At 70.8% G+C, this 13,245-nt stretch carries 13 protein-coding genes; 2 read left to right on the forward strand and 11 right to left on the reverse strand.

What is annotated here, in order from left to right:
- From RIV14_RS10775 to RIV14_RS10790, 4 genes are all read right to left on the reverse strand, one after another.
- The coding region (locus RIV14_RS10775; RefSeq protein ID WP_309325180.1) for a translation initiation factor IF-2 N-terminal domain-containing protein at window positions 1–444 on the reverse strand (444 nt) is incomplete at its 3' end.
- Window positions 445–535: 91 nt separating this feature from the next.
- Window positions 536–868, reverse strand: coding sequence for a YlxR family protein (locus tag RIV14_RS10780; RefSeq protein WP_070662090.1), 333 nt, complete (start codon window positions 866–868; stop codon window positions 536–538).
- A 118-nt stretch (window positions 869–986) separates the two neighbouring features.
- Window positions 987–2,027: a transcription termination factor NusA gene (gene nusA, locus RIV14_RS10785; protein WP_075372778.1), complete on the reverse strand. Its 1,041-nt coding sequence runs from the start codon at window positions 2,025–2,027 to the stop codon at window positions 987–989.
- A gap of 194 nt (window positions 2,028–2,221) precedes the next feature.
- The gene (locus RIV14_RS10790; protein WP_075372779.1) at window positions 2,222–2,740 is read right to left on the reverse strand and encodes a ribosome maturation factor RimP; all 519 of its coding nucleotides are present in this window, start codon (window positions 2,738–2,740) and stop codon (window positions 2,222–2,224) included.
- A gap of 124 nt (window positions 2,741–2,864) precedes the next feature.
- Between RIV14_RS10790 and RIV14_RS10795 the strand changes: the two genes are divergently transcribed.
- A complete protein-coding gene (locus RIV14_RS10795; RefSeq protein WP_256699310.1) occupies window positions 2,865–3,914 on the forward strand; it encodes a Tat pathway signal protein in 1,050 nt (349 codons plus the stop codon).
- A 1-nt stretch (window position 3,915) separates the two neighbouring features.
- Window positions 3,916–4,152 carry a hypothetical protein gene (locus RIV14_RS10800; RefSeq protein ID WP_075372780.1) on the forward strand — a complete coding sequence of 79 codons (237 nt, stop codon included), beginning with the start codon at window positions 3,916–3,918 and terminating at the stop codon, window positions 4,150–4,152.
- 268 nt (window positions 4,153–4,420) lie between these two features.
- Here RIV14_RS10800 and RIV14_RS10805 read toward each other — a convergent pair whose 3' ends face one another.
- The 7 genes from RIV14_RS10805 to rlmN form a co-directional block, all read right to left on the reverse strand.
- Entirely contained in the window at window positions 4,421–6,256 is a 1,836-nt protein-coding gene (locus RIV14_RS10805) for a proline--tRNA ligase (RefSeq protein ID WP_075372781.1), read from the reverse strand.
- A gap of 133 nt (window positions 6,257–6,389) precedes the next feature.
- Window positions 6,390–7,379, reverse strand: a complete 990-nt coding sequence (locus RIV14_RS10810; protein ID WP_081381857.1) for a GNAT family N-acetyltransferase — start codon at window positions 7,377–7,379, stop codon at window positions 6,390–6,392.
- A 49-nt stretch (window positions 7,380–7,428) separates the two neighbouring features.
- On the reverse strand, window positions 7,429–8,610 hold the full coding sequence (ispG, locus tag RIV14_RS10815; RefSeq protein WP_075372782.1) for a flavodoxin-dependent (E)-4-hydroxy-3-methylbut-2-enyl-diphosphate synthase: 1,182 nt from the start codon (window positions 8,608–8,610) through the stop codon (window positions 7,429–7,431).
- A 102-nt stretch (window positions 8,611–8,712) separates the two neighbouring features.
- A complete protein-coding gene (locus RIV14_RS10820; RefSeq protein WP_075372783.1) occupies window positions 8,713–10,047 on the reverse strand; it encodes a M50 family metallopeptidase in 1,335 nt (444 codons plus the stop codon).
- Window positions 10,044–11,336, reverse strand: a complete 1,293-nt coding sequence (gene dxr / locus RIV14_RS10825) for a 1-deoxy-D-xylulose-5-phosphate reductoisomerase (RefSeq protein ID WP_075372784.1) — start codon at window positions 11,334–11,336, stop codon at window positions 10,044–10,046. The genes RIV14_RS10820 and dxr overlap by 4 nt, the downstream gene beginning before the upstream one ends.
- Before the next feature lie 32 nt (window positions 11,337–11,368).
- Window positions 11,369–11,914, reverse strand: a complete 546-nt coding sequence (locus tag RIV14_RS10830) for a DivIVA domain-containing protein (protein WP_070662056.1) — start codon at window positions 11,912–11,914, stop codon at window positions 11,369–11,371.
- Entirely contained in the window at window positions 11,911–13,173 is a 1,263-nt protein-coding gene (rlmN, locus tag RIV14_RS10835; protein WP_075372785.1) for a dual-specificity RNA methyltransferase RlmN, read from the reverse strand. The genes RIV14_RS10830 and rlmN overlap by 4 nt, the downstream gene beginning before the upstream one ends.
- Between the last annotated feature and the right edge of the window lie 72 nt (window positions 13,174–13,245).

Raw genomic sequence — 13,245 nt, forward strand, 5'->3', positions numbered from 1 at the left:
CTGGGGCGCAGGCTTGGCGGCGGCCGGGGCCTGGGCGCCCTCACTCGGCTTGGCGCCCTGAGCACCTGGTTTGGGGGTGCCGGCACCCGGCTTGGGGGCGGCCGGCTTGACGGCGGGGCTCGGAGCGGGGGCCGCAGCACCGGCAGGTCCAGGCTTGGCGCCTCGGGCTCCGGGCTTGGGGGCGCTCTTGGAAGGCTTGGGGGCCTGAGAGTCGGTGTTGGCCGACTTGGCCGGCTTGTCGGCCTGGGTGTCCGCCGGCGCCTCCTGCACCTGGGCGGCGAAGTGCTCGCGAACCCGGCGAGCGACGGGTGGCTCAACGGCGGACGAGGCCGCCTTGACGAACTCTCCCTGGTCCTTGAGCCAGGCCAGGATCACCTTCGAGGTGACCTTCTTGCCAGTGGGGTCGAGCTCTTTCGCGAGCTCATGAACGCGTGGTTTAGCCACTTTTCTCCTGTCCGGTTTCCCACCCCGGACAGGGGTGGGTGCTTCTAGAGGCAGCTCATCGCTGGGTACTCATCGGGTGCCCATCGGCTTCCTACCCGCCTTCGCTATCGATGGTCCGCTCACCCGGTCGGGCAGCGGGGACCTCGCCGTCGTTGACCATCCTCCGTTCCAGGAACCCGCGTACCCGGGCCACATCCAGTGGTCCGCCGGTGCGCAGGGCGCGTGGAGCGGCGCGGCGTCGCTCAGCGAGGTCGAGGCACGCCGGATCCGGGTGGATCCAGGCGCCGCGCCCGGGTCTGACGGCCCGGGCGTCGACGTCGAGCTCACCGCTCGGCGTCAGGACGAGACGCAGCAGCTGCGTCCGTGGGGCCCTTTGTCGACAGCCGATACAGGTGCGCTCGGGCACGTGGGGGATGGTGACCACCGTCCGTCGGCGTCCTTCCGCTGCTCTGCAACCGCTGACGCGGGTACCGCAGCCGAGGAATCCCGGCGCAGGACCCGCAAAGGTCCGCCGGAAAGTCTACATCGCCCCGCAGGGCGGTTCAGTCGCCCAGCTCTGAGGGACCTGTCACGTCGTCGGACTGGGAGCCCTGGCCGGGGGTGATCTCGCCGGACTCGGCATCGGCGTGGATGTCGATCTTCCACCCGGTCAGGCGAGCGGCCAGACGGGCGTTCTGCCCCTCCTTGCCGATGGCCAGGGAGAGCTGGAAGTCGGGGACGATGGCGCGCGCGGTGCGATCCTCGGCGTCGATGACGCCCACGGCAGCCACGCGGGCCGGGGACAGGGCGTTAGCGATAAAGCGGGCCGGGTCCTCCGAGTAGTCCACGATGTCGATCTTCTCCCCACCGAGCTCGGTCATGACCGCACGCACCCGCTGCCCCATGGGGCCGATGCAGGCGCCCTTGGCGTTGACGCCGCGGACCTTGGAACGCACAGCCATCTTGGTGCGGTGACCGGCCTCCCGGGCCACCGAGACGATCTCGACGTCACCCGAGGAGAGCTCGGGAACCTCGCGCTCGAAGAGCTTGCGAACCAGACCGGGGTGGGTGCGCGACAGGATGATCTGTGCCCCGCGGGTGCCGCGCGAGACGTCGGTGACGTAGGCGCGCACGCGGTCGCCGTGGCGGTAGCGCTCGCCGGGGACCTGCTCATGGGGAGGCATGATGCCCTCGTGCTCCTCGTCCAGGCGCACGTAGACGATGCGGGGGTCGCGCCCCTGTTCCACGGTGCCGGAGATCAGCTCGCCGGTCTTGTCCTTGAAGGCGCCCAGGACCTCGAAGTCGCGGCGGTCCTGGATGCGCTGGACGATAACGCTGCGGGCCGTGGCCTGGGCGATGCGGCCGAAGTCATCGGGGGTGTCATCGAAGTACTCCCCCGTGGGCTGGTCGTCCTCGTCGACCTCCGGGGCCAGGACGCTCATGTGCCCGGTGCGACGGTCGATCTCGACGTGGGCGCCGCGGATGGCCCCGGGCACCTTGGAGTAGGCCCCCAGGATGGCGTCCTCGATAGCGGGCAGCAGGTTGTCCAAGTCAATACCGAGCTCATCGGCAGCGCCTCGCAGCTCCGGCATATTGATGTCCATGGGTCCTTGGGTCCTCTCTGGTCCGCTGAGCGGGTGTTCACTGGGTTCCCGTTGACGGTAGCCCGTGAGGGGTCGGATGGTCCATCACGTCTTTCCCGGGCAGGTCCGTCAACCTATCAGTTATCAGGACATACATTATTCCCGGTCACTACCCGTGGGGAGTATCCTATGGATCTTCGGCCTGTTGCCCGGCTCTAGAGCCCGGCCACCACCATCCGGGCCTCGATGATGTCCCCCAGCGCGATGCGGCGCTCGACGCCGTCGACCTCGATCCCGACCATGCCGCCGTTGTGCTCACTGGCGCCGTCGTCCTCATCAGCCGCGGTGACGAGGCCGGTGAGCTCACCGTCGGCCGTGCGCACCCGGGCACTATGACCAACGGCACGCCGGAAGTGACGCAAGGTGCTCAGCTCCCGCTCGGCGCCGGGGGTGGAGACCTCGAGGGTGTACTGACCCTTGACGGGGTCGGCCTCGTCGAGGACCTGGGAGACGGCCGCGGTCACGGGCCCCAGGGCGTCGAGATCGAGGTCTCCGGGACCATCGACCAGGTCCACGAAGACGCGCACGACCGAGTACTTTCCCGCCCGGGTGGTCTCCACGCTCTCAAGATGAAGCCCGGCATCGTTGACAACGGGAAGGAGCAGATCGGTGAGACTGCGGGCCAGAGCGTCAGCGCGCTGGCGCGGATCCTTGCGCTGATCAGGGGCTGCCATGGTCGTTCTTCCTCCCGTACTGGCCCGAGGCGCAGGCCCGGGCGGACGTGGTCAACATAGTCAACATGGTCGAGGTGGTCGAGGTCAGGATCATGCTACCCGCCGTCTGTGGGAGGATTCCCCGGTGAACACTCGCCGCCCTCCCCTGCCCGCCCAGTCGAACGGCACTCAGCCGGCCTACAGTGACCGGCTCGGCGCCAGGCCCCGTACCAGTGGCGACGCCGGCGCGGCGGGCCACGGCTTGACGCGTCGCACCGCGGTGCTCGCGGTGGGAACGGCTCTGACCGCGGCGGTGAGCGGTTGCGGACTGCGTCTGGGGAAGGGCTCCCCGGCGTCCCTGCCATCGGCCTCGGCGGCGGAGACCGCCCGTGACGGCCTGGCCCGGCAGGCCGCGCTCATCTCCTCCACCGCCGGTGTGGTCGCACAGGCCGGCGGCGGGGATGCCACGACGGTGACCCTGGCCGAGGGGGTCAAGCAGACGGCTGACGCCCAGCTCGAGACCCTGGGCGGGGTATGGCAGCCCTGGCCCACACAGGTGCCCTCCACCTACCCCACGGTTGCTCCGGTGCCGTCGGCCTCGGCGGGCGCCTCCACACAGGATCTGGCCACGGCCCTGGCCGATGGATCGACGCTGGCCCGCCGGGCGGCGATCGCCGCCGCCTCGGAGCAGGATGCCCGGCTCTTCACCTCGCTGACGGTGGCCTGGAGTCTCCAGCATGATCTCTTCCAGCCGCCGAGCTCGGCGGATAAGTCACGGGTGGAGGTGGCGCAGGGCTCCAAGATCAGCTCCGGTCTGCTGACCTCCTATGACGAGGCCCGCTACGCCATGGAGGAGCTTGCGGCGCGCAGCGACGACTCCCAGCGCACTCGGGCGGTCGCTGACGCCAAGGCCGCCACCTCCGTCGTCAACGCCGCGGTGGCCGCGGGCTCCGAGGACAAGCGGCTGAGCGCCTACGCTGCCCCGAGTGAGTCCACCGACCCCAGTGTGAGTACCCAGGTGCTCTGGGCCCGGCAGGTGTGGTCCACCATCGTGTCCTCAGAGGTGCAGGAGGCCGGTTCCGCCAAGGCCTCCAGCCCGGCCCGTGAAGCGGCCGTCACCGGTGCGGTCGACGCCGCCCGGCGCGCCACTGCCTGGGGCGCGGACTTCTCCTCCCTGCCCGGCTACGCCTCCTGACATGCGTCTTGTCGTAACGGCCGTGACCGCCATCGCCGCCCTGGCGGCCGTGGACCAGCTCTTCTTGTGGATGGAGCGCCGCAGCTGGATCTACTGGCGGCGCCGCAAGCGCGACCCCCGTGGTGCCCTCCTGGGTCTCATCGACAACATCTTCAACCCGGCCCACGAGCACGCGGTTGAGCAGCAGGAGACCGAGGAGCGCCTGGCCGACATCCAGGCAGACACGGCCCCAAGGTGAGAAAGCCTGCCCCGCCTCCAGCCGGCCCACTCCACGAGAGTGGGGATCTACTGCCCAGGGGTTGTACGTACTGCACGAGAGCCGGGCCTTCGTGCAGTACCCCCGACCCTCCCCCAGTAGCACCCGACCCTCGTGCAGTAGCCTGCCCCGAGGAAGAGGACCGGGCCAGAGCCGGCGTTGAGGCGGTGCCTCGGGACCCGGTACAGGAGCCAGGAGGGGCCAGCCGAGTCCGAGGCGTTCGCCCCGCGGCCGGTACCGGCGCCGCTTGTCACAGGCTCTCAGCGGCCTCCAGGGCGGCACGGACGGTGGCGCTGAGCTCGGCCGCTGCGGCGTCGGCGGGCACGGAGCGGCGCTCGCCGGTGCGGCGGTCGCGGATCTCCACGGTCCCCTCCTTGGCCAGGTCCCGGCCGACGACGAGCGTGTAGGGCAGGCCGAGGAGCTCGGCGTCGGCGAACTTCACACCGGCGGAGACCTTGCGGCGGTCGTCGTAGAGGACCTCGACGCCGTCGGCGTCCAGGGACGAGGCGATCTGCTCGGCGACGTCGAAGACGGCCTGGTCCTTGCCGGTGGCCAGGACCTGCACGTGGAAGGGGGCGATCTGAACGGGCCAGGTCAGCCCCTTGTCGTCGTGGTTGGCCTCGGCCAGAGCAGCCATGACGCGGCTGACGCCGATGCCGTAGGAGCCCATGGTGACCACGCGGGCCTTGCCGTTCTCGTCCAGGACGGTCAGCCCCAGGGCCTGGGAGTACTTGCGCCCCAGCTCGAAGATATGGCCGATCTCGATGCCGCGGGCCAGGTGGAGGGGGCCGGAGCCGTCGGGGGCGGGGTCGCCCTCACGGACCTCGGCGGCCTCGATGGTGCCGTCGGCGGTGAAGTCGCGGCCCATGACCAGGTCCAGGACGTGCTTCTTGTCGGTGTTGGCGCCGGTGACCCAGCTGGTTCCCTCCACGATCCGGGGGTCAACGAGGTAGCGCACGGAGCCGGTGAGGACCTCGGTGCCGTCCTCGAGCTTCTCCACGCGCCGCAGCGGGGAGTTGGGGCCGATGGCGGTGGGGCCGATGTAGCCGCGCACGAGCTCGGGGTGGGTCTCGAAGTCGGTGTCGCCGGCCATCTCGACCTCGGCGGGGGCGACGGCGGCCTCCAGGCGCTTCATGTCGACGTCGCGGTCCCCGGGCACGCCGACGACCAGCAGCTCACGCTCGCCGCCGGGGTGGATGAGGGTGACGACGACGTTCTTGAGGGTGTCGGCGGCCGTCCAGGCCCGCCCGTCGGAGCGCGGGTAGGCCCGGTTGCACAGCTCGACCAGGGAGTCGATGGTCGGGGTGTCGGGGGTGTCCACGACGCGCGCCGGGCCGACCCCGGAGGCGTCCACGGGCTCGGGGGCCACGGTGGTGACGGCCTCGGCGTTGGCCGCGTAGCCGCTTGAGGAGCGCACGAAGGTGTCCTCACCGATCTCGCAGGGGTGGAGGAACTCCTCGGAGTGGGATCCGCCCATGGCGCCGGCCATGGCGTTGACGATGACGTAGTCCAGGCCCAGGCGGGTGAAGATCCGCTCGTAGGTGTCCCGGTGGGCCTGGTAGGCGGCGGCCAGGCCGGCGTCGTCGATATCGAAGGAGTAGGAGTCCTTCATGACGAACTCGCGGCCGCGGATGATGCCGGCGCGGGGGCGGGCCTCGTCACGGTACTTGGTCTGGATCTGGTAGACGACGGCCGGCAGGTCCTTGTAGGAGGAGTAAAGGTCCTTGACCGCGAGGGTGAACATCTCCTCGTGGGTGGGGGCCAGCAGGTAGTCCCCGTCCTTGCGGTCGCGGAGCTTGAACAGGGTGGGGCCGTAGTCGTCCCAGCGCCCGGTGGCCTGGTAGGGCTCGGCCGGAAGGAGAGCCGGGAAGTGGACCTCCTGGCCGCCCATGGCGTCCATCTCCTGGCGCACGATGTCCTCGATCTTGCGCAGCGTCCGCAGACCCAGCGGCAACCAGGTGTACACCCCGGGGGCGGCCCGGCGGATGTAGCAGGCGCGTACGAGCAGGCGGTGGCTGGCGACCTCGGCGTCGGCCGGGTCCTCGCGCAGGGTTCGGATGAAGGAGGTGGAGAGTCTGTGCAGCACGGGTGTGATCCTACGGGGTATGGTGCCCTGGCCCCAACGCAGAGCGCCGGGCGCCTCCCACCTCACTGACGCGTGCGACGCCGTCGAACCCTCACGACCCGGGCGATGAGCGCGCCGCACGTCAGTGGAACGCTCACAGCAGCACGGTGGCGAACAGGCCCACCTGCTCGAAGCCCAGAGAGCGGTAGAGCGCCATGGCGGGGGTGTTGTAGTCGTTGACGTAGAGGCTCACGACGCCGTCGGCCCCGACATGGTCCCGGCGCACGGCGTCCACCACACCGGCCAGGGCAGCCGCCCCGACTCCCCGCCCACGCAGGTCGGGGCGGGTCCACACGCCGGTCAGCTGGGCGACGCCGCCTGCCGGGGAGTGCCACAGGGCCCCGACGTCAGCCTTGAAGGCCACCACCCGAGGCGATCCGGGTTGGACCGGCCCACCGGCGCCGTCGTCGAGGACGACGTAGCTGCGCCCCTGCTCAACGAGCCAGCCGACGTGGCGCCGGTATCCAGAACCGTCGGTCGTGGGGTCGTATCCGAGCTCGCCGATGAACATGTCCACCGAGGCCGGAAGGACCATCTCCGTCTCATTCGGATGCGCCCGACGCACCGCCTGCCCCACCCAGGACAGGGACGGGTGACGGGGCCGGTGCGCGCCGCCCAGCCCCGCAGCCGCGCGAGGTGCGGCCAGGACCGGCTGCTTCCAGCGCTCCTGGCGGGCACGCACTCCCTGCTCGCTGAGCGTGCCCCAGACCGCCGCGACGTCCCGGGCCGGCCCGCAGACGGAACCGTGCCTGGACAGGCGGGGTCGGCAGTGCTCGGCCAGCGCCCGGATCTCGCCGGCGTCCGCCGCTCGCAGACCGTGCTCGGGGCGTCCGGCCAGACCGAAGGGCATGAGGGAGCCGACCGACCAGGCCGCGGCGACGGGCTGTGCCAATCCGCCCAGGGCGACGACGTCGCCGCGCCCCCAGCGCGTCCAGCGCTGCATCTGCTGGACCAGGCTCACGGCGCAGACCGGTTCCAGGGCGCACAGCGACATGACTCCTGACACCTGATCGGAGGGGACCGGTGTCAGGCGGTCGGCGTGACGCTGAGCGCGCCTCGTGTCGCGGTGCCGCAGGAAGCTCATACCCGTCAGGCCCGGGCCGGCGCGGGAGGCGCCCGGCCCTCACCGGTCCTCAGCCGGCTGCGGAGACCATGGGGCTGGTGCCGGCCAGGGCCTCCTGCCCGAACTCCTCGGTCATCTCAGCGGCCATGGCCTCGGCGTGCTTGAGGAGGGTCTCGACGACCTGGTCCTCCGGGACGGTCTCCACGACCTGTCCGCGCACGAAGATCTGCCCCTTGCCGTTGCCCGAGGCGCAGCCCAGGTCCGCCTCGCGGGCCTCGCCGGGGCCGTTGACGACGCAGCCCATGACGGCCACGCGCAACGGAGCGGTGATGTTCTTGAGCCCGGCCTCGACCTCCTCCGCCAGGGTCCACACGTCCACCTGGGCCCGGCCGCAGGAGGGGCAGGAGACGATCTCGAGCTGGCGCTCGCGCAGCCCCATGAACTCCAGCAGCTTGGTGCCCACCTTGACCTCCTCGACCGGGGGCGCGGACAGGGAGACCCGGATGGTGTCGCCGATGCCCTCGGCGAGCAGGGTGCCGAAGGCGGCGCAGGACTTGATGGTGCCTTGGAAGGCGGGACCGGCCTCGGTCACGCCCAGGTGCAGGGGCCACTGACCGGCCTCCGACAGGAGCCGGTAAGCCTGCACCATGGTGACGACGTCGTGGTGCTTGACGGAGATCTTGAAGTCGTGGAAGTCGTTCTCCTCGAAGAGCCCGGCCTCCCAGGTGGCCGACTCCACGAGCGCCTCTGGGGTGGCCTTCCCGTACTTCTTGAGCAGGCGCTTGTCCAGGGAACCGGCGTTGACGCCGATGCGCAGGGAGACGCCTGCGTCAGAGGCGGCCTTACAGATGCCGGCGACCTGGTCGTCGAACTTGCGGATGTTACCGGGGTTGACGCGCACCGCGCCGCAGCCCGCCTCGATGGCGGCGAAGACGTACTTGGGGTTGAAGTGGATGTCCGCGATGACGGGGATGCGCGACTGCTTGGCGATGATCGGCAGCGCCTCGGCGTCCTTGTCGGTGGGGCAGGCCACGCGGACGATGTCGCAGCCCGCGGCCGTCAGCTCGGCGATCTGCTGGAGAGTGGCGCCGATGTCGTGGGTCTTCGTGGTGGTCATCGACTGCACGGTGATGGGGGCGTCTCCACCGACGTTGAGGCTGCCGACCTGGATCTTGCGGGTCGGTCGGCGCGGCGCCAGGACCGGGGCCTGGGCACGCATCGTAGGGATGCCAAGAGCGATCGCTTCAGTCACCCGACCAGTATGTCACCCGCCCTGCCGGGCCCCGCGCCTCAGGTGTGTGGCATCGCTCCCGCCGGTACCGATTTGCTCACGACCTGCCCGGCCCTGCGGGCCTCACAGCGGCGCAGCGATATCCACCCACACCAGGACCAGGGCCATGATGATGAGCAGACCGAAGACGACCTGACCGACCGGCAGCATCCTGGCCGTGTCCACCGGCCCCGGATCGGGCTTGCCCTGCGCCTTGGCGATCGAGCGCCGGGTGCCCTCCCAGCAGGCTCCGAGTACGTGCCCGCCGTCCAGGGGCAGCAGGGGCACCAGGTTGAAGGCGAACAGCGCCAGGTTGAGGCTGCCCAGCAGCATGAGCATGGTGCTCACCCGCATCGACAGGGGGACCGCTCCGCCCCCGGACACACCGCCGCTGGTGGCGTTGCCGGCCATACGCCCCATCCCCACCAGGCCCACGACGCCGCTGTCGGCGCTGCGCTGCTCAACGCCCAGCGCCGCCTGGACGGCGTGATAGAGGCCCACCGGCAGGGTGGCGATGGCCTTGACCGTCCCACCGATGGCCTGCCCGATGATGCCCGGGATCTTGGCGGGGCTCAGGGGGATGGTTCCCAGCGACGGAGAGATGCCGACATAGGGGCGGGCCTGGGTGCGTACTGCCCCGGAGGCGTCCTTGACCGGGGCGCCCTGTGCGTCGCGGACGGTGCGCTGGGCCTCGACCGCGGTGACGCTCACGGTGTGCTCGGCTCCGTCGCGCTCGATGACGACCTCGGTGGGGCTGGTACCGCCGGCGGCGATCCGGGCCTGAAGCTCCTCCCAGGTGGAGACCTTCACCCCGCCCCAGGAGACGATCCTGTCGCCGACCTTGATGCCGGCGGCGCTGGCGGGGCCGACCGGGTCGGAGTCCCGGCAGGGGGCGCCCGCGTCGATGTCGGACGAGACACAGGGGGTCACGGTCGACAGCGTCGTCGTGCGTCCGGGGATACCGACCACGCCGACGGCCACGGCCAGCAGCACGATCCCCAGGACCAGGTTGGTGAGGATCCCCCCGGCCATGACGATGAGCTTCTTGGGGACGCTGAGGTGGTAGAAGGCCCGGTGCTCCTCCCCGGGCCGGATCTCCTCCAGGGCCTCGGCGCGCGCCTCACCCACCATGCCCAGGCTTCCGTCCTTGCGCCGGCGGTCCGGCCTGTCGGGCCTGGCGGGCGGCAGCATGCCGACGAGCTTGACGTAGCCGCCCAGCCAGATGGCCTTGACGCCGTACTCGGTCTCCCCGCGCTTGAACGACCAGATCTTAGGGCCGAAGCCGATGAAGTACTCGGGGACCTTCACGCCGAACCGCTTGGCGGGGATCATGTGCCCGAGCTCGTGAAGGGCCACTGAGACACCGATCCCGATGACGAGGATGACGATGCCCAGGATGTAGGCCAAGGTGGTGCTCACGAGTGCGTTCCTCCGTTTCGTGCCGCGATGAGCTCGTCGGCGCGGGCGCGTGCCCAGGTCTCCACGGCCAGGACATCGTCGAGGCCCGGGCCGGTCAGGCCCTCGTGCTCGCCGACGACGGCCGCATCGATCTCGACGATGTCCAGCCACTCCAGGCCGCCGGCGAGGAAGGCGGCGACGGCCTGCTCGTTGGCCGCGTTGAGGACGGCCGGGTGGGTGTCCGAGGCCGCCACGGCGCTGCGGGCCAGGTCGACGGCGGGGAAGGCGGCACTGTCCAGCGGCTCGAAGGTCCAGCTGACCGGTTCGCGCCAGTCGTTGGGAGTCACCAGGCCCGACAGGTCGGGGCGCTCAGGCCAGGTCAGGCCCAGGGCGATGGGCAGGCGCATGTCGGGCGGGGAGGCCTGGGCGATGGTGGCGCCGTCGGTGAACTCCGCCATGGAGTGAATGACGGACTGGGGGTGGACGACGACGTCGATCCGCTCGGGTGCCACGTCGAACAGGAGGTGGGCCTCGATGAGCTCGAGCCCCTTGTTGATGAGGGTCGAGGAGTTGATGGTCACCACCGGCCCCATGTCCCAGGTGGGGTGCTTGAGGGCGGCGGCGGCACTGATCCCGGTGAGCTCGGCGCGGCTGCGCCCGCGAAAGGGTCCGCCGGAGGCGGTCAGGACCAGCCGCCGCACCTCGCTGCGTCCGCTGAGGACGGGACTGGTCAGTCCCTTCTCGTGGCGGCCGCAGGCCAGGGCCTGAGCGATGGCGGAGTGCTCGGAGTCCACGGGAACGATCTGGCCGGGTCGGGCGAGCGCCTGGCGGACCAGAGCGCCCCCGACGACGAGGGACTCCTTGTTGGCCAGGGCCAGGCGGGCTCCACTGGCCAGGGCGGCCAGCGTGGGCAGCAGGCCCACCGAGCCGGTGATCCCGTTGACGACCGTGTCGCAGGCCTCGAGCTCGGCGGCCTGAACCGCCGTGGTCGCGGCGTCGGGGCCGGTGAGGATGGTGGTGACCGGGTCGGGACGGCCCGCCTGGGCGGCTGCGGCTCTCAGGGCCTGGCGCAGGCGGTCGGAGAGGTCCTCTCCCCCGCCGGTGACGGCCAGGACGGGGACCTCCCAGGTGATGGCCTGGCGGGCCAGGAGCTCCAGGCGTGATCCGCCGGCGGCCAGGGCGACCACTCGCGGGGCGTGCGCCCCCAGCCGGGAGAGGACCTCGAGGGTCTGGGTGCCGATCGACCCGGTGGATCCCAGGAGGACCAGTCGTTGTGGGAGATGGGAGGGCACTGGTGCGTGGCTGGTCATGGGGTGGCAGGTTTCCTCAGGACGGGCTCGACTCACTCGACGGACAGGAGGACCTCGACGACGCGCGCCAGGTAACGGTCGACGCTGGGCTCCCCGTAGGCCTTGTTCCCCCGGGCCCGGCGGAAGACCGCTCCACGCACCTCGCTGGAGGTCAGGGTGGTGTCGGAGTCGAAGTAGCCGGCGATGCGGTCCATGAGGGCGTCGACGTCGGTCTTGTCATACCCCTGCCCGGAGGCCGGGGCGAAGCGCTCGCCGGCCGGGCGCAGCAGACGCGGGTAGAGGGTGGTGGCGAGCTGGGTGACCTGATCCATCCAGGCCTGGCGACCATTCTTGGCCACGAAGGCCGCGCGCCGGCGCTGGAGGAAGGCGGCCTCTAGTCGGTCGAGGGCCGCGTCCACGGCCTGGGGCTGGTAGCCGCGCAGGACGACGTCGAAGGCGACGGTGCGCACGCCCTCGGAGTCCATCTCGTCGAGCTCACCGGCGTCGTAGATCTCGTGAGCCGTCTCGAAGTAGCGGTCCACCTGCTCGGGGCGGTAGCCCGGTCGCAGGAGCGCTGCCTTGGGGAACATGTCGCTCATGTCGTCTTGGCCCTCTCCTGGTTGAGTACCTCGGTCGCGAGCTGACCGCAGGCACCGTCGATGTCGCTGCCTCGAGTGTCTCGCACTGTCGTGGTAATTCCGGCACGCCGGAGCGTGTTGACGAACATATCCTGAACCGCAACCTCCGAGCAGGTCCAGATGGATCCCGGGGTGGGGTTGAGCGGGATGGGGTTGACATGAGCCCATCCGGTGTCCCTGCGGTTGAGCTCGTCAGCGAGCAGCTGGGCGCGCCAGGCGTGGTCGTTCATGTCCTTGATGAGCGCGTACTCGATGGACACGCGCCGGCCGGTGGCCAGGAAGTAGTCGTGGGCGGCGTCGAGCAGCTCGCCGACCTTCCACTTGGAGTTGACGGGGATGAGCTCGTCGCGCAGCTCGTCGTCGGGGGCGTGCAGGGAGACTGCCAGGGTCACCGGCAGCCCCTCGCTGGCGAGCCGGCGGATGAGGGGGACGAGTCCCACGGTGGAGACGGTGATGCCGCGGGCCGACAGGCCGAAGCCCTCCGGGGCAGGCTCAATGAGCCGGTGGAGGGCGCCGACGACGTTCTTGTAGTTGACCATCGGCTCGCCCATGCCCATGAAGACCACGTTGGACAGGCGGGCCGGTCCCCCGGTCAGCTCCCCGGCGGCCGAGGCCTGGGCGGCGTGGCGCACCTGCTCCACGATCTCCCCGGTGGACAGGTTGCGGGTCAGGCCCATCTGGCCGGTGGCGCAGAAGGGGCAGGCCATGCCGCAGCCGGCCTGGGAGGAGACGCACAGGGTGGTGCGCTCCTTGTAGCGCATGAGGACGCTCTCGACGCGCACGCCGTCGTGCAGCTCCCACAGGTGCTTGATGGTGCGTCCGCCGTCGGCGCGCAGGGCGCGCACCGGGGTGATGAGCTCGGGCAGCAGCTCGGCGCACAGCTGCTCGCGCTGGGCGGCGGGCAGGTCGGTCATGTCCGCGCTGTCACGGGTGAAGTGCGTGAAGTAGTGGCGTGAGAGCTGGTCGGCCCGGAAGGAGGGCAGGCCCGAGTCCTTGCAGGCGGCCTTGCGCCCGGCCAGGTCGAGGTCGGCCAGGTGGCGGGGGGCCTTGCCGCGCGCGGCGGGCACCGCGAAGGACAGGCGCGGCTTGGCGTCGGGGCTGGTGGCGCCCTCCGGGGGCTGGTCGGTGGGCATGACCTGGACCCGGCCGTCACTCGGCCGTCCGGTGATGCTGACGGGCTGCGGGCGCCGGGGGCGCTGCTGTGCTCGCGATGGACTCACGCTCGTGCTCCTCGTGTCCCGGGGCTGGGGAGGGCCGGGCTGGTCGATAGGGGTGGGTGCGGCATGCCGTCC

It is taken from the genome of Actinomyces acetigenes (assembly GCF_031296635.1).
Lineage (GTDB): Bacteria > Actinomycetota > Actinomycetes > Actinomycetales > Actinomycetaceae > Actinomyces > Actinomyces acetigenes.

Bases quoted from the DNA above. Each gene is read 5' to 3' on its own strand.
- nusA (WP_075372778.1), bottom strand. From the start codon at position 2,027: ATGGACATCAATATGCCGGAGCTGCGAGGCGCTGCCGATGAGCTCGGT.
- RIV14_RS10790 (WP_075372779.1), bottom strand. From the start codon at position 2,740: ATGGCAGCCCCTGATCAGCGCAAGGATCCGCGCCAGCGCGCTGACGCT.
- RIV14_RS10800 (WP_075372780.1), top strand. From the start codon at position 3,916: ATGCGTCTTGTCGTAACGGCCGTGACCGCCATCGCCGCCCTGGCGGCC.
- RIV14_RS10810 (WP_081381857.1), bottom strand. From the start codon at position 7,379: ATGAGCTTCCTGCGGCACCGCGACACGAGGCGCGCTCAGCGTCACGCC.
- dxr (WP_075372784.1), bottom strand. From the start codon at position 11,336: ATGACCAGCCACGCACCAGTGCCCTCCCATCTCCCACAACGACTGGTC.
- RIV14_RS10830 (WP_070662056.1), bottom strand. From the start codon at position 11,914: ATGAGCGACATGTTCCCCAAGGCAGCGCTCCTGCGACCGGGCTACCGC.